We start from the raw sequence: 24,733 nt of genomic DNA, 5'->3' as shown, positions 1-24,733 counted from the left end.
GGCGTCTCGAACTCAGTCGATTCTGCCCGCTACGCCGCATCAGGCACTCGAATCAACCGGATCGACTGAGTTCGGAACGGAGTCCACCGACCAGAAGTGCGCCGACAGGACCGCGGATCGCGCATCGGCGCGCCGCTACCTCTCGTTCACCGGCACACACGAGACTTCCTGCATGAGCAACGGCGATCATCCCGAACCCCAGGCGACCGCGAACAGCGGAGCCGTCGCGGTGGTGGGCCTCGAGCTGCGCGGTGACGAGCCGGCGCCGAAGAAGCAGATCTACTCCTGGGCGCTCTGGGATTGGGCGACGCAGCCGTTCCACTCGGTGATCCTGACCTTCATCTTCACCGCGCTGTATCTGACGTCCGACGCGTTCCTGCCGACCGACCTCGCCTCGCTGGCCGACAAGGACCCGGCCAAGGTCGCCGGCATCGCCGAGCTCACGAGCGGCCTCGGGCTCGGCGGTACCATCGCCGGCTTCGCGATCCTGCTGCTCGCGCCCGTGCTCGGACAGCGTGCCGACGCGGCCGGCCGCCAGAAGCTGTGGCTCGGCATCGGCACCGGCGCCCTGATCCTGTGCATGCTCGGGCTCTGGTTCGTCACCCCGACGCCGTCTCTGTTCTGGCTGGGCGTCGCGCTGATCTCTGCCGGCGTCGTGTTCAGCGAGATCGCCTCGGTGAACTCGAACGCGATGCTCATCTCGATCGCGAATTCGAAGACGGTCGGACGAATCTCGGGCCTCGGCTGGGGCTTCGGCTATCTGGGCGGCATCGTCGCGCTCGTGCTGGTGATCGTGTTCTACATGGCGGACTGGTTCGGGCTCTCCGCAGACGGCGGTCTGCCGTTCCGCATCATCGCCGTCGGCTGCGCGGTGTGGGCGATCGCGTTCTCGATCCCGATCTTCCTGAACGTGCCGGAGCCGTCGCTGGGACGGGCGGACCGGAAGGTCGGCTTCTTCGCGTCGTACGCGCTGCTCGTGAAGGACGTGATCGGGCTCTACCGCAACCCGAGCACTCGCACCACATTCTGGTTCCTGGTTGCGAGCGCGGTGTTCCGCGACGGCCTGGGCGCGGTCTTCACGTTCGGCGCCGTGATCGCGAGCACGGTCTTCGGCTTCAAGTTCATCGAGCTGGTGATCTTCGGCGTCGCCGCGAACCTCATCGCGGGTGTGTCCACAATCCTGGCCGGGCGTCTCGATGACCGCTGGGGCCCGAAGCGGCTGATCCTCATCTCGCTCGCCTGCATGTGCGTCGCGGGCATCGCGGTGTTCGCCCTGGTCGACACCGGGCGGATCGCCTACTGGATCGGCGGCCTGATCCTGTGCGCGTTCGTGGGACCCGCGCAGTCGGCAGGGCGGTCGTTCCTGGCCCGGGTCACCCCGGCCGGCCGCGAGGGCGAGGTCTTCGGCCTCTACGCCACGACGGGGCGGGCGGCGAGCTGGATCGCCCAGGGCGCCTGGACGGTGCTGATCCTGCTGACCGGCAACACGAAGTTCGGGATCCTCGGAATCGTGGCGGTGCTGCTCGCCGGCCTCCTCCTGCTTCTGCCGGTGAAGGAGACGCGGCGCAGCGTCCACCTCTCGCGCTAGGCCGTATCGCCCGCCGCAACCCATCGGCTCACCAGCACCACCTGAGCTCAGAACTCCTGGAACGCGGGCGCTTGAGCACGTTGCGTGGCCGTGGCCTGGACGTTCAAGCCCGTGCACCACCTCGGATACACCCGGAAGCCACGCTTGCCCGGCCGCCTTCCCGCCGTGATGCCGAGCTCCGTGAGATGCGCGCCGGTGAACCGGAACACCCCTCTCCGACCCTGCTGCTCCACGAAGACGAGCAGACCCGCAGCGGGATCGTCATCGCTGAACGGCGCCGTGCTCCCCTCAGCGTCTCGTTGCCAGAACGCGACGAAGGCGCCCGGCTTGGTCGGAGTGTTACGCGCGGTACGGATATGCCAGGCCTCGTCGCAGATCTGGACGATCCCGGACTCGTAGTCGCTGTTCTGCATCTCGGGGATGACTTCGGCCGCCATGCCCACCCCCGCCGAGTACGCCGCAAAGGCAGTGAAACGCATACAGCCACGCTAACCTGCGGAGCCGTCAGCCCTGGGCCGAGGAAGGATGCCTCGATCGACGCGCCCCAGGCCCGATCTCGGCAGAGCACATCCGGCGGCCCGGACCTCCGCCCGGCCAGTTCAGGTCGCGATCTCTCCACTCAGGTCGCACTCTCTCCACTCAGGTCGCACTCTCTCCACTCAGGTCGCACTTTCTGCGCCGAACGGCGGCTCCGAAGAGCAGAAAGTGCGACCTGAAGCGGATCCGGCCGAAGCGGATTCGGCTCGCGGCGGAGCGGTCGCATAGCCCCGCCGGACCCGCCGGACCCCGCGAGACCCTGCGGGGTCGCCGCGCCCTGAGCGACCGACCGGCCGCTCAGCGCCAGTTGGCGGCGACCTTGGCCAGCAGGCGGGCGAACTCGGCCTGCTCCTCGGCCGTCAGCGCCGACATCGCCGTGCGCAACGCCTCGCGCCGGTCGCCGCGGATGCCGCGGCCCATCCGCCGCCCCTCGTCGGTGAGCACGATGCGGGTACGACGGGCGTCGTCCGGGTCCGCCTCGCGAAGCAGCCAGCCTCGTTCCACACCCTGCTGCACGAGGCGCGATGCGCGCGGCTGATCCACGCCGATCGCCTCACCCAGCGCGCTCACGCTGAGCGGGCCCTGGGCCAGCGCCTCGAGCATGCGCAGCCGCGCAGGCGCCTCGCCGCGAGCACCGTCCCACGGCCCCGCCCCGCGCGCGCGCGGATCCCCGTGCGCGGCTCCGTGCGCGCCGCGCACGTGCGGACCGCCGCGGCCCCGGAATCCGTCGCCACCATGCCCGAAGTCGGGATCGTGCATCCCGTGCCGATGCTCGCGCGGCGGGCGCAGGCCCCGACCGCGCAGTAGGCCGAGCGCCGCGACGATCGCGTCGAGGGGATCCGGGTTCTCGGCATCGTGAGGCATGCTCCGATTTTACATGCGACTTGACATGGATCCGGATTGCATGTCACACTGCATATACATGGCAGATGACATGGATCCGGAGAGTCCGGAGAGGCAGCCCCGCCGCGAACGGCGCCGAGCAGCCGGTCATCGCCCCGAGACCTGAAGGACTTCGCATGAACACCGCAGAGAACAACACACAGAACACGCCCACTGACCGGAGCCGCCCGTTCGGCTTCTGGATCACCGCCGTCGACCGCCTGATGGCGGCCAAGTTCGCCACCGCGTTCGAGGACGAGGGGATCACCCGCCGCGACTGGCGGATCCTCAACGTCATCGACGGCACCGTTCCGACGGGCCGCGAGCTTCCGGCCGGCAAGGTTCGCCGCCTGGTCGCGCTCGGCTGGGTCGAGCCCGGCGCTGAAGGCTGGGCGCTCACCACGGACGGCACGGCCGCCAAGGCTCGCCTGACCACCGCCGTCGAGGAGATCCGCGCGCAGGTCGCCGGTGCCCTCGAGCCCGACGAGTTCGCCACGATGACGGGCTCCCTCGAGAAGCTCGCCCGCAGCCTCGGCTACGAGGAGGGCACTCGCCTGCCTCGTCGTCGCGCCGGCGAGCGCCGCGAGGGTGGCCACGGCCGTGGCCACCGCAGGCACCACCGCGGATACGGCGACCACCGCCGCAGCCACGGTGAGCACCGCCACGAGGCCGGGTTCGGACACGGCGAGGCCGGCTTCGGACGCGGCGAGCGCTTCGCCGGCGGCGAGCGTCCGGGCTTCGGCGAGCGCCCCGGCTTCGGCCGGTTCGCCGACCACCCCGGCTTCGGCCGCGAGTGGCTGCAGCGCGAGCACCTCCGTCAGGAGCACGCCCGCCACCAGCGCCGTTGCGACGGACACGCCGACGGTGAACGTCAGCACGGCGAGCACTCGCACGGCGAGCGTCAGCACGGCGAGCACCAGCACGGCAAGCACTCCCACGGCGAGCGTCAGCACGGCGAGCGCCCGCGCGGGCACCGGCACGGCGAGCACCAGCGCGGGATGGGCCCGCGCCGCGGATTCCACCGGCACACGCCGGAGCAGATCCACATCCACCTGCACGGCGGTCGTCACGACGGCTGATCCGCTTCCCCTTCCGGCCCCTGTCCGCGCACGCGGCAGGGGCCGGACCCGTCTCCTCCGCCGGCCGCCGGAATAGAGGCCGCGCGGCCTCGGTTTCCCTTTCACATGACACTTCTCGCCCCGGACAGGACGACGCCCGCCGTCGTCGTGCCGGGCGCGATCCCGCCCACCGGCGGCGCGGTCGATGCCCTTCTCTCGGCTGTCGACGTGCGGCTGATGCGGCAGGTGCGGATCGCGCCGGATCCGGCCGAGACCATCGCGCTGGACCGTGACGCGCTGTCGATCGTGTACGTCATCGATGGCGCCGTGCACACCCGCTGCGGCGACAAGCCGATGTCCCTCGCGCGGGGCGACGCCATGCTGACGCCGGGACGCGTGCCGATGTCGGTGAAGACCGATCCCGGCACCCGGATCCTCGTCTCCACCCTCACGCTGGTGCCGCACGCGGCGCACATCGCGAACGCCCTGCCCGACGTGGCTCTCGTGCGCGATTTCGCCCACCATGAGCCGGCGGCGGCCGCGCTGGCCGCCCAGGTCGGACTCGATCTCACGGCCTTGCCGGTCGACGCCGCCGCGTTCGAAGCCGCCGGCCGCGACGGCGACGCCGTGATCTGCCGCATGATGGCGAACACCGTGCTCGCGTCGGTGATCCGCGCCTGGGCCGCGCACGGCTGCGCCCCCGCGGGGTGGCCGGCGCGCACGAGCGACCCCTTCCTGGAGAAGGTGATCGACGCGATCCACGCCGCACCCGGCAACGACTGGAGCGTCGAGGGTCTCGCCAGCGTCGGCGCCATGTCGCGGACGGTGTTCGCAGAACGCTTCCGCGCCGCCTTCGGCACCTCGCCCGCGAGCTACGTGACCGAGGTGCGGATGCGCGCCGCCCAGGACCGGCTCGTGCTCGGCTGTCTCGTCAGCGAGATCTCCCGCGACCTCGGCTACAGCTCCGACGAGGGCTTCAGTCGCGCCTTCCGCCGCCGCACGGGCCAGACCCCGACGGCGTGGCGCGAGGCCCGCACCGCCTGACGCGCCCGCGGAATTGCGGTGCGCTGCTCCGCTCAGCGATCCGCGCGGGCGCGGACGACGTCCGGCTCGCTGTCGCGCCCGGACCGGATCCGTCTCGGGCGCATCCGCTCCTGCCCGGACGCTTCCGTGATTCCGCAATAAGGACGATGGCAACTTCTCAGGACGGATCCGCCCGGATCCTCCTGCAGAGTTGCCATCGTCCTCCAGAATTGCGGCGCGCTGCTCCGCTCAGCGATCCGCGCGGGCGCTGATCCTGCTCGATACCCCGAACAGCAGCGCTCCGACCACCAGCACGACCGCGCCGATCACGTAGACCTGGGCGATCCCGATGCCGTCCACCAGCAGGCCGCCGACGCCGGCAGCGGTCATGATCGCCGCCTGGAATCCCATGACCACGAGGCTTCCGCCCGCCTCGAGCCGGTCCGGCATGCGGTGCCCGATCCAGGTGTTCACGATCAGCAGCCACGAGGCGAAGAAGAATCCCCAGACGAACGCCACCACGCCGATCGCCCAGAGGGATCCGGTCATCGCGTCCATCAGCAGCACCGCGCCGGCGATCACGAGCGGGGTGATCACGGCGAGCGTGCGGTAGCGGCGGTCGACGATCACGCCGATCGCGATGTTGCCGATGAAGCCGCCGATGCCGAACAGTGCGAGCAGCAGGATGATCGTCCCCTCGGTGATCGCGGCACCGCCCTCCTGCACGCGCTCGAGCGCGACCCGGATGTACGTATAGGCGAGGAAGTGCCCGAGCACCACCAGCACGTGGCCCACCACGCCCAGGCCGATACCGCGGCGGCGGAACGTCTCGACCAGAGTGGACAGCCGTGCGGCCCCCTCTGCGGGCACGCTCGGGAGCAGGATCCGCAGCAGGACGGCGAGCACCGCGCTGGCCGCCGCGGCGATCCCGAAGACCCCGCGCCAGTCGAGCACCTGGCTGAGCAGCACGCCCGCCGGCACACCCGCCACAGTGGCGAGCGACACACCCGCCGAGTTGAACATCATCGCCCGCCCCAGGCGCTCCGGACCGGCGATCCGCGCGGCGACCGTGACAGACATCGACCAGAAGCCACTCAGCGCGGCGCCCAGCAGCACGCGCGCGACCAGCAGCAGCGGCAGGTTCGGAGCGACCGCGACGATCAGGTTCGACACGGCCGCGCCGATCGCCATCCACACCAGCAGGGAGCGGCGGTCCAGGCGGGGCAGCATGAGGCCGATGGTCGGAGCCACGATGAGCCCGGCGAGCGCCGTCACGGTGACCATCTGCCCGGCCTGACCGGGCGTGACGCCGATCTCGGCCGCGATGTCGGTGAGCAGGCCGCCGGGGAGGAACTCCGCCGTGACGAGCAGGAACGCCGTCGCCATCATGGCGAGCAAGGCGCCGTAGTTCAGCCGGCGCGGGGCGGAAGCCGCGATCGTGGGCACAGGGGCGGTGGTGGTCATGCTTCCAGCCTGGCGCAGGACGGGGGTCGGCGCCCGACCGTGCGTCCGGCCGATCCGACCGATCGTCCGGATCGGATCCGGGCGTGCTCGATCGCGGCGGTTGTCAGAGCAGCGGCAGCACGGCCGGCACCGCGGCGGCGACCGGGAACGGCCAGGCCGCGTTCGCGATGAGCACGGCGATCAGCACGATCGCACCGATCAGCAGCACGACGAGGATCAGGAACACCAGCGCCACCAGGCCGGGGTAGCCGCCTCTACCCGCCTCGGGGGCCGACGGCGGAGATCCTGGCCGCTCCGGCGGGAGCGCAGGAAGCGGCAGTCCGGTCGGCGGCACCGGATCGGAGTCGCGGGCGGGGACCATGCCCGCGGGCGTCGGGTCGGCACGCGGGGGCTTGGCGTCGCGGCGGGAATCCCAGGTCTGCCTCACGGCGGCCCCCGGCGCCGACGGGTGCCCCGTCGTCTGCGCGGTGTCGGGTGCGGCTTCTGTGCCCGACCGGGCCTCGGAGGCCGGCTCGCCGAACAGCGCGGGGTCGGGATCCGCCAGGATCGCGGCGAGGCCCGGAGTCTCCTCCGCGGGCGCTGCCGCCTCAGGGCTGGCGAGCAGTCGCGCGAGCTCGGCGTCGTCCCGGGCGGGCGCGATCTGGGGGTCGGCGAGGATCCGCGCCAGCCCTTCGCTCTCCACGGGCACAGGCGCCGGATCGGCATCACCAGGAAGCGGTGCCGGCTGCGGGAGCGACGTCGGATCGTCGGCACGCCCGGGCTCGGGCGCATCGTGGACGGGCGGCTCAGGGACGACGGACGGGGTCGGCGCGACCGACGGACCGGGCGGTGCGGGCGCGGAGGACGGTTCGTCCCGGGTCGGATCCGTCTCGTCCGCGGTCATGTCAGCCTCCGGTGGATCCCGCGTCGGTGACTCCGACGTCGGTGCGATGGAAGTTCTGGAAGGAGCGCGAGGCGGTCGGGCCGCGCTGCCCCTGGTAGCGGTTGCCGTACGGACCGGATCCATAGGGGTTCTCCGCCGGCGAGGACAGCTGGAAGAAGCACAGCTGACCGATCTTCATGCCCGGCCAGAGCTTGATCGGCAGGGTCGCGACATTGGCGAGCTCGAGCGTGACGTGCCCCGTGAAGCCGGGGTCGATGAAGCCGGCCGTGGAGTGCGTGATGAGTCCGAGGCGACCCAGCGACGACTTCCCCTCGAGGCGCGCGGCCACGTCGTCCGAGAGCGAGACCTGTTCGAAGGTCGCGCCGAGCGCGAACTCGCCGGGGTGCAGCACGAACGGCTCATCCGGTTCGACCTCGATCAGCCTGGTCAGCTCGGGCTGATCCTCGCCCGGGTCGATGAAGGGGTACTTGTGGTTGTCGAACAGCCGGAAGTAGCGGTCCAGCCGCACGTCGATGCTCGACGGCTGGATCATCGACGGTTCGAGCGGATCCAGTCCGATCCGCCCCGCGTCGAGCCCCGCCCTGATGTCCCTGTCGCTCAGCAGCACGGTTTCAGCGTAGTCGGTGCCGTCACTGCGAGTCGGTCAGGCCGTTGCGGAACGCGAAGACGACCGCCAGCACGCGATCACGCATGCCGAGCTTCTGCAGCACCCGGCCGACATGGGTCTTGACCGTGGACTCGCTCAGCCAGAGCTTCTCCGCGATCTCGGCGTTGGACAGCCCCTGCACCAGTGCGTCGAAGACCTCGCGCTCACGGTCGGTGAGCACCTGCAGCCGCGCCGCGGCGGCGGCGCGGTCGTCGTCCCTCGCGCGGCGGCCGGGGTCCTCCGCGGCGCGGCTGAGCACACCGAAGCGCCGAAGCAGTTCCGAGGTGACCCTTGGTGCGAGCACGGCGTCGCCGGCGGCCACGGCGCGGATCGCGGCGACGATGTCGTCCGCATCCGAGTCCTTGAGCAGGAAGCCGCTGGCGCCGGCGTCGATCGCACCGAACGCATAGGCGTCGAGATCGAAGGTCGTGAGCACAAGGACGCGGATCCCGCTGCCCGATGCCACGAGCTCCCTGGTCGCCTCCAGGCCGTCCTTGCGGGGCATCTGCACGTCCATGAGCACGACGTCGGGCCGGTGCACGGTCGCGAGCGCCACCGCCTCGATCCCGTCCTGCGCCTCCCCCACCACCTCGATGTCCGGCTGCGCGCCCAGCACCATCGCAAGACCGGCGCGGATCAGGGCCTGATCGTCGGCGATGAGCACCCGGATCGCGGTCATGACGCGCTCCTCGGCAACGCCAGGCGCACGACCCAGCCCCGTGGCACAGCCGGTCCGGCCTCGAGCGCACCGCCGTAGAGGGCGGCACGCTCGCGCATCCCGAGCAGGCCCCGGCCCACGCGGCCGGAAGGCGCCGTGGGCTCGGATCCCTCCATGCGCACACGCTCCGGCGGAGCACTGTGCCCTGCGCGGGCACCCTCGGGCGCGACCGGGGTCGTCGCGCCGTCGTCCCGGATCTCGGCGTGGATGGCCTCGGCGGTCACCCGCACCTCGACCCTCACCTGGGTCGGCGTCTCGGCGTGCCGCAGCGCGTTGGTGAGAGATTCCTGCACGACCCGGAACACCGTCATCTGCAGACCCGCCGGGACCCCCTGCGCAGCGCCGGACGCGGATCCGGTGCCGACCGCCTGCTCCGCGCGCCCCAGGTCGAGATCCAGCCGCACCGGCAGCCCGATCCCCCGGTAGACCTCGGCGAGGCGCGGCAGGTCGTCCAGACCCGTGCCGTTGCGCGTCGATTCCTGCCCGTTCGTCCGTTCGAGCACCCCGATCGCCCGCCGCATCTCGTCGAGGGAGGAACGCGCCACTCCGGCGATCTGGCCCACCGCCTCGCGCGCTCGGTCGGGATCCGCGTCGAAGATGGCCCTCGTGCCGTCGGCCAGCCGCACGATCACGCTCAGCGAATGGGACACGATGTCGTGCACGTCACGGGCGATGCGCGACCGCTCGGCGAGAGCGGCGAGCTGCGCCTCCTGATCACGCTCGTGCTCCAGGATCCGCGCCCGCTCCACGAGCGCCGCCACATACCGGCGGCGGTTTCCCGCGTTCTGCCCCCACAGCAGTGCGACCAGGAGCAGCAGCAGGTCGAACGCCGCCCAGGACAACGCCGTGTCCAGCCGCGAGCCCGAACGGTTCACCGGAGCGAACCCGAACCCGGTGAGCAGATGGACACCGCCCAGCGCCAGCGTCACCGCATAGGCGACCGCGCCGGCGATCCACGCGCGGGACATCCGGTCGTACACGGCGATCGCGAACACCGCGTAGGCGACGGCGAACGCCCCCACATCCAGCCAGAACGGCAGCAGCACGAGCGGCAGCGTCAGTGTCACGAGGTACAGCAGCATCGGGTTGCGCCGGCGGAACAGCACCATCATGGTCGCGACGATCGCCACGACCACGAGTCCCAGGCCGATGCCCCAGACTCCGCCGGGCCGCACGACGACCGGGTCCCCCGCGGGGGCCGTCCCGAGCATCGGCACGACCGTCAGCACGACCCAGCTGAGCGTCGTGAGGGCGTCGGCCCAGTGCGGATGGCGCTGCCAGCGCGACGCGGCGCGATCCAGGGCGCGCGCGGAGCCGTCGGTCACGTCGCCAGTCTCCCACGGTCCTCCGGGTCGGCCGAGGCCGCCCGCTCCGCGGTCGTGCGCGACGAGCGTGACGCGGGCTCGCCGGCGCTCAGCGGCAGCACGGCGACCGTCTCCGCCTCGGACGACGCCGGATCCTGCCCGGTCTCGAACACCTCGACACCGGCGCTGCGGCGTTGGCGACGGGCCTCGCGACGCTCCCTCCGCGCCTGCCTGCGATCCCCGCGGCGCTCGTAGAGCACGACCAGCGCCGGCACCAGCAACAGGGTGAGCACCGTGGACGAGACCAGACCGCCGATGACCACGATCGCGAGCGACTGCGAGATGAATGCCCCGCCGCCGGTGATGCCGAGGGCCATCGGGATGAGCGCGAAGATCGTCGCGCACGCGGTCATGATGATCGGCCGCAGGCGCAGGCGCGCCCCGTGCACGACCGCGTCGTCGAGTCCCGAGCCATTCCGGCGGTACTCGTTGATGAGGTCGATCAGCACGATCGCGTTCGTGACCACGATCCCGATCAGCATGAGCATTCCGATGAGCGCCGGGATCCCGAGCGGGGTCCCCGTGATCAGCAGACCCGCGATCGCCCCCGTCGCCGCGAACGGCACCGAGACCAGCAGGAGGAGCGGCTGCACGAGGGAGCGGAACGTCGCCACCAGCACGATGTAGACCAGGGCGATCGCCGCGAGCATCGCGAGCCCGAGCTCGCCGAACGATTGCGCCTGCTCGGCGGCGGCGCCGCCCTCGTCCAGGTTCACGCCGGCCGGCAGGTCGACTCCCGCCACCGCCGTCTGCACACCGTACGACGCCGTGGAGAGGTCGGCCCCTTCCGCGGGCGTGGCCGAGATCGTGACCGCGCGAGCGCCGTCGATCCGGGTGATCGTGGCGGGAGCCGAGACCACCTCCACGGCAGCGATGTCGCCGACGCGGATCGGCGTCGCGCGCAGGTGCTCGAGGTCGCGCTGCGCCTGCGTGAGCCGGTCGGTCTCGGCCTGCTGGCGCGACCCGTCGGCGATCGCGGTGCGCGCCGCGGAGATCTGCTCGTCGAGGCCCGTCAGCCCGCTCTCGGCCCCGGCCACGGCCTGGGTGAGCTGCTGCACGAGCTTCTGATACTCGAGTGCGCTGAGCTGGCCCTGCGTCGCCGGCTGGGGGTCGGCGGGCGGCGGCGAGGCGAGCAGCTGCGCGAGCTGCTCGCGCAGCGCGGCCAGGTCCGCCGCCCCGGAGGAGCGGGCGTCGTAGAGCGCGGAGAGCTGCTCGTCGGCCTTGTTCTCCGCCTCGGTGCGCGCCTGGGCGGACATCGTCTCCTGCTCGCGCTGCAGTGCATCCGCCGCGTCCTTCTGCGTCTTCTGGGCCTGAAGGGCCGAGATCGGCAGAGTGAGCGCCTTGACCGCTTCGGGATCCGTCGCGGTCGACTGCGCACGGACCACCAGATCCGTGGCGGTGCCGTCGATGCTGACGGAGCCGAGTCGCTCGCCCTGGACGGCGGAGGAGATCGCCGCCCCCACCTCGGCGGTGGTGAAGCCCTGCGCCGCCGCGCGCGCGGGGTCGACGGATACCTTCAGCACGGGCAGATCCGCGGCGAGATCGCTCTTCACCGTGCCGATGCCGTCCACCTTGCCGAGAGCCGCCGTGAGCTTCTCGGAGGCGCTTGCCAGCGCCTTGTCATCGGGGCTCTTCACGATCACATCGATCGACGACGACGTGGTCTGCGTCGCCTGGGTGGACACGGTGATGCGGTCGGCATCCGGGAGCCCGGCCACCGCGGTGCGGATCCGCGGGAGCACGACGGCCGGATCCGCCTCCGGCGCGATCACGATGTCGAGTGTGACCGGCGCCCCCTGCTCCCCCGCCGTGGTGCGATACGAGGCGACCCCGTCGAGATCGCGGACCTTCTTCTCCAGCGCGGTCGCCGCCTTGTCCGACACCGCGAGCGTCGTGTCCAGCGGCATCGTCTGGGTGACGGTCACCGCGCGCTCGTCGGCGAAGCTGCCGAGCATGTCGGTCTTCAGGAAGGTCGCCGCCACGATGGTGCCGGCGAACACCACCACCGAGATCAGCACGACCGTGACCGGCCGGCGCAGCGCGAACAGCAGCGAGGGCAGATAGGCCCGCTGCATGCGCGTGACGCGCTCGGCGGGATCCTGCGCCGCCGCCTCAGCGCCCGCGGCGGTCACGCCCGACGTGCCGGCCTGATGCGGATCTGCAACGGCGGTATTCGCGGGATCCGTGCCCTCGACGGCGGTCATCGTCGCGTGCTCGGCATCCGCGGCCTCGGCCTCCGCGACGGCGCCCCTCTTCGGACGGCGCAGGAACCAGTACGCGAGCACGGGCACGATCGTCAGCGACACCAGCAGCGAGGCCAGCAGCGCGATGGTCACGGTCAGGGCGAACGGCCGGAACAGCTCCCCCGCCATGCCGCCGACGAGGGCGACCGGCAGGAACACCGCCACCGTCGTCAGCGTCGACGCCGTCACGGCGCCGGCCACCTGGCGCACCGCGGCCAGCACATCGCCAGGGGTGAGCGGCGCGGATCCGCGTCGCCGCGCGATGTTCTCGATGACGACGATCGAGTCGTCGACCACGCGGCCGACTGCGACGGTCAACGCGGCGAGAGTGAACACGTTGAACGAGAACCCGCCGACGCGCAGCCCGATCACCGCGATGAGCAGCGACAGCGGGATCGAGACGGCCGTGATCACGGTGGCCTTGGGCGAGAGCAGGAAGACCAGGATGATCAGCACCGCGAACACGAGGCCGAGGCCGCCCTCGACGGCGAGGTCGTGCGTCGACTTCTCGATCATCGTGGACTGGTCGAACAGCACCGAGCTCGCGGCGTTCGCGCCGAGAGAGGGCAGCGCCTTCGCGACCGCGGCCGTCACCGCATGCGACACCTGCACGGCGTTCGCCTCGGGCGTCTTGGTGATCGTCAGGCTCAGCGCGGGACGGCCGTCGGCGCGCGAGATCGTGCGCTGCGGGACGGGGGCGAGCTCGACCGTCGCGACCTCGGACAGCGGCACAGGCCCCTGCATCGTCGGGATCGGCATCGCCGACAGGCGCTCGATCGAGGTACCCTCCTGGCCGACCTCGATCGCCATGGCGCGCGTGCCGTCGCTGCTGGTGCCCGCCGGCACCACGACGCCGGCGGTCCGCAGAATCCCCGACACCGCGGCCGCATCGATCGAGCGCGCCGACAGCTTGGCCGGATCCAGGGTCACGAGCACGCGCTCGGAGGCGCGGCCCGACACCTGCACCGCACGCACACCCGGCACGTGCTCGATCGCAGGGACGAGGGTCTTGTCCACCCGCTCGGCAAGGGCGCCGACGTCGCCGTCACCCGTGATCGCGAGACTCTGCACCGGGATGTCGGCGGAACTGCCCGCGTAGACCTCGGTGTGCACGCCGTCCGCGGCGGATCCGGCGGCGGACGCGGCGGCCTTGAGATCGGCGAGGATCTTGGTGTCATCGCGGCCGAACGCCCAGTTCACGGTCAGCTGCCCGCTGCCGCTCGAGGTGCTCGTGCGCACCTCGTCCACCCCGGTCACGGAACCGAGCGCATCTGACAGCGGCTTGACCACATCGTGGTCGAGGGTCTCGGCCGAGGCACCGGGCTTCGTCACGAGGACGACCGCCGCGGGCTGCGACATCGACGGCAGCAGCTCCTGCTTCATGCTGCCGGTGGCCCACAGGCCCGCTCCGACGATGAGCACGGTGAACAGGGCCACGACGGCGCGGTTGGCGAGGCTGAGTCGGGTCAGCGGGGTCACGGATCCTCCAGGCGATCACGGGCGGGCGCAGGGGCACCGCGACTGCCGCGGGCTGCGACGAGCCGTACCTTCAGCCAACCGCGCACCACGAGGCCGGCACATCCGCTTCGGGGAGGATCCGGTCCGTCCCGGGGTGGTCCTCAGGTACCACATCCTCCGGCCGCGTCCGCAGACGACATCGCCCCCTCCGCACAGTGCGAAGGGGGCGATGTCGGCAGATCCGCGGGTCAGGCGTCGCGCGAGCGCAGCACCACCCAGGATCCGAGCAGGCCTGCGGCGACCCAGGCGCCGAGGGTGAGGAACGCCACGCCTGCGGACATCGGCGCGGTGTCGCTGGGCAGGATCGCGTTCTGCGCGGCCGACAGCGGCAGGTAGTTCGCCGCGTCGAGCACCCACTTCCAGGACTCGCCGGCGAAGGCGAAGAAGTTCGACATGATCGGCAGCACGAACAGCAGTCCGACCGTGGCAGCGATCGCACCGGCGCCCGAGCGCAGCATGAAGCCGAACGAGACGCCGATCAGCGCGCACACCGCCATCGTCGCGGCGGCGGCGAGCAGCGGCAAGATCACCTTGTCGGGCGCACTCCACTCGAGGCCCTGGCCGTGCGCGCCGAGGATCGCCGACACGAGGACGGCGGCGACCACGAACATCACCAGCGACGCGAGGAACAGGAACACCCCGAGCACCACGGACTTCGCCACCAGCACGCGCCCGCGGCGCGGGTCGGCGGTGAGCGTGGAGCGGATCATGCCCGTGGAGTACTCGCCGGTGACGGCGATCGCACCCAGAATCCCGGCCAGCAGCGCGGTGAACTGGATCGGCGTGACCACGGCCATGATGCCGTTGAGCCCGCGCGGTGCCTCACCGGAGGTGGTGAGGGCGAATGCGATCAGCACGGCGATGCCGATCGTGAGCGCGGCGGTGATCGCGATCGACCACCAGGTCGAGCGCAGCGTGGTCAGCTTGATCCACTCGCTGCGCAGGCTCCGCGGGAAGCTGAGACGGAACCGGCCCGGCAGGGCGGGGACAGTGGGGGCGACGGCGCTCATGCGACCACCTCCGGGATCGGGGCGACGGCTTCGGGCACGGCGCGGGTTCGGTATTCGACGGCCTCGCCGGTGAGGGCGAGGTAGGCGTCCTCCAGCGAGCCGCTGGTGGGGGTGAGCTCGTGCAGGGCGATGCCGCGCTCGGCGGCGAGGTCGCCGATCCACCATGCCTCGGGGCCGGTGACGTCGATCGTGTCGTGGCCCGAGGGGGTGATCAGGGCGCCGGCGGCGATCAGCAGATCGCCCAGCTCGGCGGCGCGGGGGCTCCGCACCCGCACCTGGGCGGTGGTCCACTGCTGCACGAGCTGCGACAGCGGTGCGTCCGCGAGCACCCGGCCGCGGCCCAGCACGATGATGTGGTCGGCGGTCTGCGCCATCTCGCTCATGAGGTGGCTGGAGAGCAGCACCGTGCGTCCCTCCGATGCGGCGTGCCGCACGAAGTTGCGCACCCAGAGCACACCCTCGGGGTCGAGCCCGTTGACCGGCTCGTCGAGGATCAGCGTGTGCGGGTCGCCGAGCAGGGCTGCGGCGATGCCGAGGCGCTGCCCCATGCCGAGCGAGAACCCGCCCGCGCGCTTGCGGGCGACGGATCCGATGCCGGCGATCTCGATCACCTCGTCGACGCGCTTCGAGGGCAGGCCGTGCGTGGCGGCGAGCGCGCGCAGGTGGTTGCGGGCCGAGCGGCCGGTGTGCACGGCCTTGGCGTCCAGCAGCACGCCGACCTCGGTGAGGGGCGCGTGCAGACGGCGGTACTCCTGCCCGTTCACGGTCACGCGGCCCGCGCTCGGCCGGTCCAAGCCCACGATCATCCGCATCGTGGTCGACTTGCCGGCGCCGTTCGGTCCGAGGAAGCCGGTGACGGTGCCCGGCCGCACGGTGAACGACACGTTGTCGACGGCGGTCTTGGGTCCGTATCTCTTGGTGAGGCCCTCTGCGGTGATCATGTCTTCGACGCTATGCGGCGGCTGTGCCTCGTCGCATCCCTCTGGAGGATGACTCCGGGGATCCCCGGGGATGATTCCGGAAACCCCGAACGTCGCCCGCCCCTGCCCGGGCTCCTCGCGGGTTCTCCCCTCACTCCGTTTCCCTCCCCTCACCTTGTTTCCCTCCCCCGGTCGGCGCCCGTGCGGGGAGGGAAAGTCGCGGCGGGGAGGGAAACCGTGCGATGAGGCAGGGCGGATCCGGGATCCCGTGGGCGTTTGTTATGCTGGCCAGGCGTCACCGACGCACGGGGCTGTAGTTCAATGGCAGAACTTCTGCTTCCCAAGCAGACAGCGCGGGTTCGATTCCCGTCAGCCCCTCCACTCCGACAAGGCCTCCGTCACCGACGGGGGCCTTCGTCGCGTCAGACGCCGTACGGATCCCGCTCCGGGGCTACTCCCGCACGCGCACGAACAGTCCCGGGTACTCGAGCACGAGCCCCGCGGCGTCGACGAGGATCTCCCGGCGGAAGTCGCTGTCCCGCGACTCGTAGAGGTAGCGCTCTCGGCTGAGGCACGTGTAGCGCTGCGGATCCGGCAGCACCTCGAGCGCGTCGGTGACGTAGGCGGTGACGATGTCCCGGGACTCGCCGGGTCTCAGCGCCAGGCGGCGGATCGGCAGCGTGTTCGTGAAGGGGCTGAAGGACAGGTCGATGTCGATCGCCGCACTCAGGTCGGGGCGCGGCACGTCGTTCACCCGCCATTCGCCCGCCGACGATCGGGCCAGGCGCAGGGTTCCGACGCGGTCGTCCTCGACCGTGAGATCCGCGAACTCCCACCGCTCCGTCAGCCGGGCGGCATAACGGATCACGCGACCAGGGCTCTCCACGACCGATGTCGCATCCACGCCGCCCGTCGCGACGGACAACTCCAGCGTCTCCGTGCTCCCCGTTTCGACGCCTCGCCAGCGGATCCGCATGACGCCGTCAACCGATCGATTCGGCGAGGGAGACGATGATGCCCTCCGGACCGCGGACGTAGGCCATCCGGATGGCGTGCTGCCATTCGCCGACGCCGCCGACCAGCGCGTATCCGTCGCCCACGACCTGGTCGATCATCGCGTCGAGGTCGTCGACCATGAAGGCGACGTTGCGGATGCCGAGCTCGTTCGCCATCGGAGCCGGCGAGCCGGGCTCGTGATCGGGGCGGGTGAAGCTGGACAGCTCCAGCGTCGTGCCGCCGGAGGGAGCGCGCAGCATGACGATCCGAGTCCGGGCGTCGGGGATCCCGATCACCGTGTCGAGGAATTCGCCCTCCACGGCCATGGGATCGCCGAGAACCTCCAGCCCGAGGCCGGCGAAGAACGCTGTGACCGCCTCCAGGTCGGCGACCGTGATTCCGACGTGATCGAAACTGCGCACCCGCGGCGCACCAGCAGGGTCAGACAGGGGCTTCTGCGTGCTCATCCTCGAACCTCGTTCCTGTGGGGGGTGCGGGTCGCTGCCCGCGGGCTGGATGGCTTGCGGGAAGTCGAAGAACCGGTGCGGGTCGTAGCGCTGCTTGACGCCGGCAAGACGGTCCGCGTTGGCGCCATGGTAGGCGGAGAGCGGATCCTCGAGCAGAAGGTCGGGGAAGTTCGGATACACCCGTCCGGATCCGGCTTCATGGGCGGCGTTCCAGGAATCGTCGATCCACCGGTCGCCGGGGTCGCCGACATGCTCCAGCAGGAAGCGGGTGCCACGGTGCGCGAACGCGGTCTCACCCGAGGCCACCCGGTTGTACGCCCCGCCCATCGCCGTGTACGAAAGCCTGCGCGGCCTGCTGCGGTCCGCGTCGGCGAGCAGCGACTGGATCCGTTCCAGGATCGGTTCTTCGATCGTGTGCTCGAAGAACTCCGACCGCAGGCGGACCGGACGCTGCGGCAGCGAACGCCGCTCGTCGGCGTGCGTCTCCTTCACGGTCGAGTACGGCACCGGTTCACGGTCGAGTACGGCACCGGATCTTCCACCCGCAGCCGCGCCGACCCGGCTCTGCCCAGGAGCTCCCGCAGCCACGCGTTGGTCACGGACGCGGGAAGGCTCGAGGCTCCGACCGCGCGGACCTGCAGACCGGGGACACCCGGCTCCAGCTCAATGACCAGATCGACGGTCAGGCCGTCGGGTGCATCGGGGGCGTGCTCCTGCCAGGCCGTCACAAGAGCACCGAGGTCGACATTCCCCGGTATCGCGACCTCGACACGGGAGACCATGGGCTCGGGCACGGTCGCGAACCGGAACGTGCTGACCACCCCGAACTGGCCCCCTCCCGCGCCGCGCAGCGCCCAGAACAGATCCGGCTCGCGATGCTCGTCGCAGTCGACGATGTCGCCGTCGGCGAGCACGACCCGGGCGCCGATCAGCCGGTCGCAGGTCAGCCCGTGCTGCCGTCCCAGCAGACCGATCCCGCCGCCGAGGGTCAGGCCCGCGATGCCCACGGTCTCCCCGCATCCCGCCGGCAGCGTGCGTCCCACCGCATGCAGTGCGCCGTACACCCGGCCCAGCCGGCACCCTGCGCCGATCGTCGCCGTACCCGACGGATCGACGCGGACCTGATCCATCGCGGCGAGGTCGAGCACGATGCCGTCGGTGGTGGATCTGCCGGCGAAGCAGTGGCCACCGCCCCGCGGCACCAACCGCATCCCGGTCGCCGCGGCGTGGCCGATCTCCCGTGCGATGTCACGCTCCGACGCGCACGCGACGACCAGCGACGGCCGCAAGCCTGACGACGCGGTGCGATGCTGCTCTGGTGCGGACATGACTCGACCGTACGAACCACGTAGGCGCTGAGGATTGAACAGAACGCGCATCGTCCAGCACTCCGAGGGGGCCCGCCGGATGCTGCCGGCGGTGCCGACGTGTCGAACACCGCACGAGGATCGCCGGCCGGCTCACGCACCACGGTACGGCATCAGATCCCGCTGTCAGTTTCCTATGGGTGTCTGTTGCTGTTCGGATGCGGCCTCTAGGCTCTCTGGCGAGCGCGGCACATCCGAGCCGAGCCGGAGCGAAGGAGTTCCCTATGGCCGACTGGGCCGCTGACGTCAAGATCTACCGTCCCGACGCCGATGATGCTGCGATCGCGGGTCTGCTCAAGACCTACCGACTCGTCATGGACAGCCAGGACTCGGCGTACGTCGCATTCTCCGACAAGGACGAGGTCGAGACCGTCAAGACCAATTTCCTCAAGAAGAAGCTCGGCCTCACGGAGTCGGACGCGGTCCTCGACGCCGCGCTCGACGAGGTCAAGGAGACGATGAAGGCAGACCGCACCAAGAGCCGCATCACGGTCTACTACCTGCTCGCGGAGAAGTTCGGAAAGCTCGGCCTGTTCCACTGAGCGCCCGCTTCGATCACCAGAAGGACCCGCATCCGCTACGGAAGGTGCGGGTCCTTCTGCGAAGCACGAGACTCCGCCATGGAGCCGTCGACCCCCGGATCATCGACATACTGGCGGGATGACCTCTCCCGAGTATCGCGCGCGCTTCGGCTTCGACATCGCCTTCGCCAACGGCGGCGGGATGCACGGCGACGGCTTCCGCCTAGACCTGCCCTCCCCCGATCTGGACGCCGAGGCGATCGGCGCGCTCCTCATCCGCCACCTCGGTCTCGCACTCGTCGAGTCGGTCGTGCTGCATCGCCTCGAGATCGTCGCCGAGCAGCACCGCGGCAGCCGCGGGGTCGAGGCGACGACGCCCGCGCCTGCCCGCCGCATCGTGGATCTGTCGCACTCGATCCACGCCGGCCTCGTCACCTACCCCGGCCTGCCCGCGCCCGAGATCACCCCGTTCCTCACCAGGGAGGACTCGAGGGCGAAGTACGCGCCCGGCACCGAGTTCGCGATGGACGTCATCACGATGATCGGCAACACCGGGACGTACATCGACTCGCCGTTCCACCGATACGCCGACGGGGGCGATCTCTCCTCGCTGCCCTTGGAGAAGCTCGTCGATCTGCCGGCGGAGGTCTTCCACCTCGCCGATGCGTGGTCGCCCGACCGTCGCGGGATCGGATCCGCAACGCTGGCCGACCGCGACCTGCACGGCGCGGCCGTGCTGCTGCACACGGGCTGGGACCGGCATTTCGGCACCCCGGCGTACGGCCGCGGCGCGCCGTTCCTCACCGAAGGCGGGGCGCAGGCCCTCGTCGGCGCCGGGGTCGCGCTCGTCGGCATCGACTCGCTCAACATCGACGACACCGAATCGGGAGGCGAGCGCCCCGCGCACTCGATCCTGCTCGCGGCAGGGATCCCCGTCGTCGAGCACCTTGCGAACCTGGGCTCGCTGCCTGCGCGCGGCGCCCGGTTCACTGCCGCTCCACCGGCCGTCGCGGGTTTCGGGACTTTCCCGGTGCGGGCGCACGCGATCGTCTAGCCCGGCCGCGCACGCGACAGGGCGGCCCGCCGTCAGAGACCCTCGATCGACCCCTCGAACCCGAGCATCGTGTCCACCTCGGGCGGCGGGATCAGGCCGTCGTCGTCCTCGTCCCGGGGTGGACCGTTCTCCGCAGCCTTCTGCTCGTGGACCGGCGCTTCGACCTGGTCGTCGTCGTTGTCGTGCCCCATCTCATCCTCCTTCACGAGGGAGCCGGTCAGCGACGCCCTCATCTGCATACCCGCCCGCGGCGGGCCTGATCCCGCCCTGTTCTCCGCAGGGTATGCCGCCGTGCAACGCGTCACAAGGGGACGGTCCTCTTCGGTCCGCGGCGCCGGTCGCGACCGCGTTGTCCGGACCTGCGGGTAGCGTGACACCCATGTCCACAAGACCCGCTGTCACCCTCCGCGCTCGCACAGACGCCGACCTCGATGCGCTCTACAGCATCGCGACGGATCTCGACACGTGGGAGGAACGCAACCCGGGCCGCCCCGCGGTTCCGCCCCGCACCGCGTGGGAGGAGCGTCTCACGGCGCGAGAAGCGGATCCGGGCAGCAACCGGGGCTTCGTGATCGACGTCGCCGGCGAAGCCGTCGGCAACGTCGGCCTGTTCGAGATCGACGAGGTCGCGCGGCACGCCGAGGTCGGCATCGCGCTCATCCCGTCCGCCCGGGGCAAGGGCATCGGCACCGAGGCCATGCGGCAGATACTGGAGTTCGGGTTCGTGCGCGGCAACCTGCGCCGGGTGCATCTCGAGGTGATCGCGTCGAACGCCGCGGCGATCCGCTCCTACGAGAAGGCCGGCTTCGTCGTCGAGGGGCGCCAGCGCGAGCACGCCTGGGTGCGCGGGCGCTATGAGGACATCGTGCGGATGGGGCTGCTCCGCGACGAGTGGCGCGAGAACCGCGCGGCCGACTGAGCCCGCCTCGCCGGCGTTCCGGCCCTCGTCGAGCGCGACGGCCATCCGCACGCCGACCGTGAGCCCACGCGGGGGGATGGCGTAGCGTCGGATCAGACCGCGATCGAAGGGGATCCGCATGGCGACGCACACCGTCACGAACCAGGCGCCGCCGCGGGAGGGCGTGGACGAGTTCGCACTCGACCTCCCCCTCGTCGAGGGTGTGCGACGGCACGGCGCCTCCTGGGCCGAGCCGGAGCTCACCGCGACTGGGCAGCTGGTCGGATCCGCCGCCTTCCAGCACGACGCCGAGCTTGCGAACGTGCACGAGCCGGAGCTCGTCGCGTTCGATCGCTGGGGACGCCGCATCGACGAGGTCGAGTACCACCCCGCGTACCACCGGGTGATCGGCGCCGCGATCGCCGCCGGAGCCCACACCTCCGCCTGGGCGGATCCGCGCCCCGGCGCGCAGGTCGCCCGCGCCGCGCAGTTCCTGCTGTTCGCGCAGATCGAGCCGGGGCACGCCTGCCCCGTGTCCATGACGCACGCGGTTGTCCCCGCGCTGCAGCAGTTCGGGTCGGCGGACCTGCAGGACGAGTGGATGCCGCGGCTGCTCTCGCGGGACTACTCGCCCGCGCTCACCCCCGGCAAGACGTCCGCCCTGTTCGGCATGGCGATGACGGAGAAGCAGGGCGGATCCGACGTGCGCGCGAACCGCACCTCCGCGGCGCCGACCGGCGACAGGTCCTGGATCCTCACCGGGCACAAGTGGTTCTGCTCGGCGCCCATGTCCGACGGCTTCCTGGTGCTCGCTCAGGCGCCGGCCGGGCTCAGCTGTTTCCTCGTGCCGCGCGTGCTGCCGGACGGATCCCGCAATCCGTTCCTCATTCAGCGGCTCAAGGACAAGCTCGGCAACCGCGCGAACGCCTCGAGCGAGGTGGAGTTCGACGGCACCCTCGGCTGGCTCGTCGGCGAGGAGGGTCGCGGCGTCCGCACGATCATCGAGATGGTCAATCGGACCCGGTTGGACTGCATGCTCGGCACCGCCGCCGGGATGCGTCAGGCGACCGCCGAGGCGATCTGGCACGCGCAACACCGATCGGCCTTCGGCGCCCTGCTCGCCGACCAGCCCGCGATGACGCAGGTGCTCGCCGATCTCGCCGTGGAGGCCGAGGCCGCGATCACCTCCTCACTGCGGGTCGCCGCGGCCTACGAAGCCGACGCGCCTGCCGAGGACGAGCCGTTCCACCGGCTCGCGACGGCGGTGCTCAAGTACTGGATCTGCAAGCGCGGGCCCGGCCACGCCTACGAGGCGCTGGAGTGCCTGGGCGGCAACGGCTACACCGAGGCGTTCCCGCTCGCCCGGCGCTACCGCGAGCAGCCCGTGATGGCGGTGTGGGAGGGATCCGGCAACGTCATCGCGCTGGACGTGCTGCGCGCGATCGCCCGCGAGCCGGAGACCGCCGACGCGCTACTGGCGGAGGTGCGCCTCGCCGCTGGGGCGGACGAACGTCTGGACGCGCACATAGCCGGCACGGAGCTGCTGCTGCGCGCAGCGCAGCGCGATCCTGCGTCCGCCGACGCGCAGGCCGGAGCGCGCCGGCTCACGGAAGCCCTCGCGGTGGCGCTGCAGGGCTCGCTGCTGATCCGGCACGCACCGGTCGCCGTCGCCGACGCCTTCGCCGCGTCCCGCCTCGGCGATGCACGGGGCTTCCTCTACGGAGCCGCACCCGCAAGGGCCGCCGCCGCGATCGTCGTCCGCCACGCCGGCGCGCTATGAAGGCTTTTCGCCGACCCGGCCCTTCGACAGGCTCAGGGACCGAACGTTGACACGACGGCCCGGTCGCTCACTCGGAGCGCCCGGGCCGTCGTGTCCGTGCGCGGGCCGGCTCTCGAGGAGGCCGGCCCGCGTGTGCCGGTCGGGCGTCAGCTGCAGCCTCCACCCTGTCCGAGGTGCTTGCCGCTGTTGCCGGCGCAGTACGCCGGCTGGACGATCGTGCCGGTGGCCGGATCCAGCGTCAGGTTCGCATCCTTGCGCGGATGCGAGAGGTCGAGCAGGTTGCCGAGCGAGCCGGCGACCGCGTCCAGAGACCCGTCGCCGAGCCGGCCGAGGCCCCAGTTGTCCTCGATGAACCGCAGGATCGACGACTGCTGCGTGACGGTGTGGTCGACGAAGTCCTTCTTCGCGAACGGGGAGATCACCAGGAGCGGCTGACGCGGGCCCGGGCCGCAACGATCGGCGTAACCGCCGAGGATCGGCGTGCCGGAGGCCGACGCATCGAGGCACCAGGCCGCATCGTTCTGCGGATCGTTCGACGCGTTGGTCACCGTCGCCGCGACGTGATCGTACCAGCCGTCGGAGTCGTCATAGGCGAGCACGATCGCCGTCGATCCCCAGTTCTTGGACTTCTGAATGGCGTTGATCTCGTTCACGACGAACGTCTGCTCGTCGATCGGATCCGAGTACGACGCGTGCCCGTCCTGGTAGTTCGGCGCCTTCAGGTACGAGACCGCCGGCATGTTGTCGGTGTCGACGACCTTGTTGAAGTCGGTGATGTCGTACTGGTGGTTGGCCTGGCCGGCGCGCCCGATCTCGGCGTCGGAGGCCGGGGCGAGGTGGTGCGGGTTGGCGGTCGACGCGAAGTACTGGAACGGCTCGTGATGCGGGTTGTAGTCGGTCGACGAGACACCGGCCACGTTCGTGTGCGTGGTCGTGCACTGCGCGTAGTCGACGCCCTTGATCGTCTTGGTGCTCTGCGGCGTGAAGCCGCCCTGGAACCAGCCCCACGACACGTTCTTCTCGTTCAGCAGATCGCCGATGTTGCGACCCCGCATCGCGGCGAGCGCATAGCTCTTCGCGTGGCTGCCGTCGGAGCAGTCGTCGAAGGCCGGATCCGGGTCCTCCGTCATGGTGCCGACACCCTGCGCGTCCGGACTCTTCACCGTGTACGGGTCGGGGGTGGCAGTCTGCGCGCCGGTGAACGGGTCGACGCTGATCACGCCGTGCGTCTGCCCGGAGACGAGGTTGAGCGCACCGGGGCTCGACGGGCCGAAGGTGTCGGAGAAGCTGCTGTCGCTGAGCGCGTAGTGCTGGGCGTAGTTCCACAGGCCGGTGACGGTGTTGCCGTCGTAGTAGTCCATGGTCATGCCCGGGGTCGCATACCGGGGATCACCGGGGTTGCCGCAGGTGTCGGTGCTGGTGTTCTCGACGAAGCGGTCCATCGCGCCGCCGTTGTACGCCTTCTGCTCGGCAAGGTACTCGTGGTCCTGGTCGCAGGTGACGGCCTGACCGGGGGTGAGTCGCTTCGGCTGCACGGTGTTGGGGTTGTTCGGCGCGAGCAGGCCGGCGTTCGCGAGGGTCGCGATGTCGGTCGGGGTGTCCTTCGCGGCGGTGAACGCGGAAGCCGGCGCCCCCGTGCCCTGGACCGTTTCGCCCGCGATGTTCGCGGCATTCGGGTAGGTCGCGAAGTAATGGTCAAAGGAGACGTTCTCGCCGAAGATCACGACGACGTGCTGGATCGGGGTGGACGTGGCGGCAGCGGGACGCGGAGCAGCGGCGGCCGGCAGCGCGCCGGC

Annotated in this window: 22 protein-coding genes and 1 tRNA gene; 8 read left to right on the top strand and 15 right to left on the bottom strand. The window is 71.0% G+C overall.

All coding sequences use genetic code 11. The annotated features are described in order from the left end of the window. Nucleotides 1-172: 172 nt before the first annotated feature. Complete coding sequence (locus tag AB4078_RS15525) at nt 173-1,588, top strand: MFS transporter (RefSeq protein WP_441977869.1); 1,416 nt, start codon at nt 173-175, stop codon at nt 1,586-1,588. Nucleotides 1,589-1,635: 47 nt separating this feature from the next. Here AB4078_RS15525 and AB4078_RS15520 read toward each other — a convergent pair whose 3' ends face one another. After that, on the bottom strand, nt 1,636-2,067 hold the full coding sequence (locus tag AB4078_RS15520; RefSeq protein ID WP_441977868.1) for a MepB family protein: 432 nt from the start codon (nt 2,065-2,067) through the stop codon (nt 1,636-1,638). A 355-nt stretch (nt 2,068-2,422) separates the two neighbouring features. Further along, the gene (locus AB4078_RS15515) at nt 2,423-2,989 is read right to left on the bottom strand and encodes a MarR family winged helix-turn-helix transcriptional regulator (protein ID WP_441977867.1); all 567 of its coding nucleotides are present in this window, start codon (nt 2,987-2,989) and stop codon (nt 2,423-2,425) included. A gap of 155 nt (nt 2,990-3,144) precedes the next feature. Between AB4078_RS15515 and AB4078_RS15510 the strand changes: the two genes are divergently transcribed. Then, nucleotides 3,145-4,086: a hypothetical protein gene (locus tag AB4078_RS15510; protein WP_441977866.1), complete on the top strand. Its 942-nt coding sequence runs from the start codon at nt 3,145-3,147 to the stop codon at nt 4,084-4,086. Between the two features lie 105 nt (nt 4,087-4,191). Further along, nucleotides 4,192-5,109, top strand: coding sequence for a helix-turn-helix transcriptional regulator (locus tag AB4078_RS15505; RefSeq protein ID WP_440732528.1), 918 nt, complete (start codon nt 4,192-4,194; stop codon nt 5,107-5,109). Between the two features lie 228 nt (nt 5,110-5,337). Here the strand turns inward: AB4078_RS15505 and AB4078_RS15500 are convergent, their stop codons facing one another. From AB4078_RS15500 to AB4078_RS15465, 8 genes are all read right to left on the bottom strand, one after another. Then, nucleotides 5,338-6,552 (bottom strand): MFS transporter, encoded by a 1,215-nt coding sequence (locus AB4078_RS15500; protein ID WP_440732529.1) that lies wholly within the window; start codon nt 6,550-6,552, stop codon nt 5,338-5,340. Nucleotides 6,553-6,655: 103 nt separating this feature from the next. Continuing rightward, on the bottom strand, nt 6,656-7,435 hold the full coding sequence (locus AB4078_RS15495) for a hypothetical protein (RefSeq protein WP_441977865.1): 780 nt from the start codon (nt 7,433-7,435) through the stop codon (nt 6,656-6,658). Nucleotide 7,436: 1 nt separating this feature from the next. Further along, a complete protein-coding gene (gene dcd / locus AB4078_RS15490) occupies nt 7,437-8,042 on the bottom strand; it encodes a dCTP deaminase (protein ID WP_233311902.1) in 606 nt (201 codons plus the stop codon). Nucleotides 8,043-8,064: 22 nt separating this feature from the next. Then, a complete protein-coding gene (locus AB4078_RS15485) occupies nt 8,065-8,760 on the bottom strand; it encodes a response regulator (protein WP_440732532.1) in 696 nt (231 codons plus the stop codon). Further along, the gene (locus AB4078_RS15480) at nt 8,757-10,124 is read right to left on the bottom strand and encodes a sensor histidine kinase (protein ID WP_441977864.1); all 1,368 of its coding nucleotides are present in this window, start codon (nt 10,122-10,124) and stop codon (nt 8,757-8,759) included. Before AB4078_RS15480 ends, AB4078_RS15485 begins: the two co-directional genes overlap by 4 nt. Continuing rightward, on the bottom strand, nt 10,121-13,885 hold the full coding sequence (locus tag AB4078_RS15475) for an efflux RND transporter permease subunit (RefSeq protein WP_441977863.1): 3,765 nt from the start codon (nt 13,883-13,885) through the stop codon (nt 10,121-10,123). The genes AB4078_RS15480 and AB4078_RS15475 overlap by 4 nt, the downstream gene beginning before the upstream one ends. Before the next feature lie 227 nt (nt 13,886-14,112). Next, nucleotides 14,113-14,934, bottom strand: coding sequence for an ABC transporter permease (locus AB4078_RS15470; protein ID WP_440732535.1), 822 nt, complete (start codon nt 14,932-14,934; stop codon nt 14,113-14,115). After that, nucleotides 14,931-15,875: an ABC transporter ATP-binding protein gene (locus AB4078_RS15465; protein WP_441977862.1), complete on the bottom strand. Its 945-nt coding sequence runs from the start codon at nt 15,873-15,875 to the stop codon at nt 14,931-14,933. The genes AB4078_RS15470 and AB4078_RS15465 overlap by 4 nt, the downstream gene beginning before the upstream one ends. A gap of 286 nt (nt 15,876-16,161) precedes the next feature. Between AB4078_RS15465 and AB4078_RS15460 the strand changes: the two genes are divergently transcribed. Beyond that, nucleotides 16,162-16,235, top strand: a tRNA-Gly gene (locus tag AB4078_RS15460). A gap of 70 nt (nt 16,236-16,305) precedes the next feature. On the opposite strand, the gene AB4078_RS15455 is transcribed toward AB4078_RS15460, so the two are convergent. Genes AB4078_RS15455 through AB4078_RS15445 form a run of 3 tightly spaced genes read right to left on the bottom strand, consistent with a single transcriptional unit; the run spans nt 16,306 to nt 18,645 of the window. Next, nucleotides 16,306-16,830 carry a putative glycolipid-binding domain-containing protein gene (locus AB4078_RS15455; protein WP_441977861.1) on the bottom strand — a complete coding sequence of 175 codons (525 nt, stop codon included), beginning with the start codon at nt 16,828-16,830 and terminating at the stop codon, nt 16,306-16,308. A gap of 7 nt (nt 16,831-16,837) precedes the next feature. After that, nucleotides 16,838-17,824 carry a BBE domain-containing protein gene (locus AB4078_RS15450; RefSeq protein ID WP_441977860.1) on the bottom strand — a complete coding sequence of 329 codons (987 nt, stop codon included), beginning with the start codon at nt 17,822-17,824 and terminating at the stop codon, nt 16,838-16,840. Further along, the gene (locus tag AB4078_RS15445) at nt 17,806-18,645 is read right to left on the bottom strand and encodes an FAD-binding oxidoreductase (RefSeq protein WP_441977859.1); all 840 of its coding nucleotides are present in this window, start codon (nt 18,643-18,645) and stop codon (nt 17,806-17,808) included. The genes AB4078_RS15450 and AB4078_RS15445 overlap by 19 nt, the downstream gene beginning before the upstream one ends. A gap of 263 nt (nt 18,646-18,908) precedes the next feature. Between AB4078_RS15445 and AB4078_RS15440 the strand changes: the two genes are divergently transcribed. Together AB4078_RS15440 and AB4078_RS15435 are read left to right on the top strand one after the other, a co-directional pair. Then, complete coding sequence (locus tag AB4078_RS15440) at nt 18,909-19,226, top strand: DUF2853 family protein (protein WP_440732540.1); 318 nt, start codon at nt 18,909-18,911, stop codon at nt 19,224-19,226. Between the two features lie 118 nt (nt 19,227-19,344). Beyond that, the gene (locus AB4078_RS15435) at nt 19,345-20,259 is read left to right on the top strand and encodes a cyclase family protein (RefSeq protein WP_441977858.1); all 915 of its coding nucleotides are present in this window, start codon (nt 19,345-19,347) and stop codon (nt 20,257-20,259) included. Nucleotides 20,260-20,291: 32 nt separating this feature from the next. Here the strand turns inward: AB4078_RS15435 and AB4078_RS15430 are convergent, their stop codons facing one another. Beyond that, the gene (locus tag AB4078_RS15430; protein ID WP_441977857.1) at nt 20,292-20,450 is read right to left on the bottom strand and encodes a hypothetical protein; all 159 of its coding nucleotides are present in this window, start codon (nt 20,448-20,450) and stop codon (nt 20,292-20,294) included. A gap of 188 nt (nt 20,451-20,638) precedes the next feature. Here AB4078_RS15430 and AB4078_RS15425 point away from each other — a divergent pair, with 188 nt between their 5' ends. Then, on the top strand, nt 20,639-21,178 hold the full coding sequence (locus tag AB4078_RS15425; RefSeq protein ID WP_441977856.1) for a GNAT family N-acetyltransferase: 540 nt from the start codon (nt 20,639-20,641) through the stop codon (nt 21,176-21,178). A gap of 118 nt (nt 21,179-21,296) precedes the next feature. Beyond that, a complete protein-coding gene (locus AB4078_RS15420; RefSeq protein ID WP_441977855.1) occupies nt 21,297-22,937 on the top strand; it encodes an acyl-CoA dehydrogenase family protein in 1,641 nt (546 codons plus the stop codon). Between the two features lie 146 nt (nt 22,938-23,083). On the opposite strand, the gene AB4078_RS15415 is transcribed toward AB4078_RS15420, so the two are convergent. Next, nucleotides 23,084-24,733 (bottom strand): phospholipase C (locus tag AB4078_RS15415; RefSeq protein ID WP_441977854.1); only part of this gene is annotated, 1,650 nt, incomplete at its 5' end.

The organism is Microbacterium sp. 2MCAF23 (genome assembly GCF_052115565.1).
GTDB lineage: Bacteria > Actinomycetota > Actinomycetes > Actinomycetales > Microbacteriaceae > Microbacterium.
Note: the sequence above shows the minus strand (reverse complement) of the source record. Positions and strands in the feature narration are given on the sequence as shown.

Excerpts from the sequence above, each read along its gene's own strand:
- AB4078_RS15495 (WP_441977865.1), bottom strand. The coding sequence starts at position 7,435 with ATGACCGCGGACGAGACGGATCCGACCCGGGACGAACCGTCCTCCGCG.
- AB4078_RS15485 (WP_440732532.1), bottom strand. The coding sequence starts at position 8,760 with ATGACCGCGATCCGGGTGCTCATCGCCGACGATCAGGCCCTGATCCGC.
- AB4078_RS15515 (WP_441977867.1), bottom strand. The coding sequence starts at position 2,989 with ATGCCTCACGATGCCGAGAACCCGGATCCCCTCGACGCGATCGTCGCG.
- AB4078_RS15520 (WP_441977868.1), bottom strand. The coding sequence starts at position 2,067 with ATGCGTTTCACTGCCTTTGCGGCGTACTCGGCGGGGGTGGGCATGGCG.
- AB4078_RS15505 (WP_440732528.1), top strand. The coding sequence starts at position 4,192 with ATGACACTTCTCGCCCCGGACAGGACGACGCCCGCCGTCGTCGTGCCG.
- AB4078_RS15430 (WP_441977857.1), bottom strand. The coding sequence starts at position 20,450 with ATGGGGCACGACAACGACGACGACCAGGTCGAAGCGCCGGTCCACGAG.
- AB4078_RS15465 (WP_441977862.1), bottom strand. The coding sequence starts at position 15,875 with ATGATCACCGCAGAGGGCCTCACCAAGAGATACGGACCCAAGACCGCC.
- AB4078_RS15470 (WP_440732535.1), bottom strand. The coding sequence starts at position 14,934 with ATGAGCGCCGTCGCCCCCACTGTCCCCGCCCTGCCGGGCCGGTTCCGT.
- AB4078_RS15525 (WP_441977869.1), top strand. The coding sequence starts at position 173 with ATGAGCAACGGCGATCATCCCGAACCCCAGGCGACCGCGAACAGCGGA.
- AB4078_RS15500 (WP_440732529.1), bottom strand. The coding sequence starts at position 6,552 with ATGACCACCACCGCCCCTGTGCCCACGATCGCGGCTTCCGCCCCGCGC.
- AB4078_RS15445 (WP_441977859.1), bottom strand. The coding sequence starts at position 18,645 with ATGTCCGCACCAGAGCAGCATCGCACCGCGTCGTCAGGCTTGCGGCCG.
- AB4078_RS15455 (WP_441977861.1), bottom strand. The coding sequence starts at position 16,830 with ATGCGGATCCGCTGGCGAGGCGTCGAAACGGGGAGCACGGAGACGCTG.
- AB4078_RS15440 (WP_440732540.1), top strand. The coding sequence starts at position 18,909 with ATGGCCGACTGGGCCGCTGACGTCAAGATCTACCGTCCCGACGCCGAT.
- AB4078_RS15420 (WP_441977855.1), top strand. The coding sequence starts at position 21,297 with ATGGCGACGCACACCGTCACGAACCAGGCGCCGCCGCGGGAGGGCGTG.
- AB4078_RS15510 (WP_441977866.1), top strand. The coding sequence starts at position 3,145 with ATGAACACCGCAGAGAACAACACACAGAACACGCCCACTGACCGGAGC.
- AB4078_RS15435 (WP_441977858.1), top strand. The coding sequence starts at position 19,345 with ATGACCTCTCCCGAGTATCGCGCGCGCTTCGGCTTCGACATCGCCTTC.
- AB4078_RS15425 (WP_441977856.1), top strand. The coding sequence starts at position 20,639 with ATGTCCACAAGACCCGCTGTCACCCTCCGCGCTCGCACAGACGCCGAC.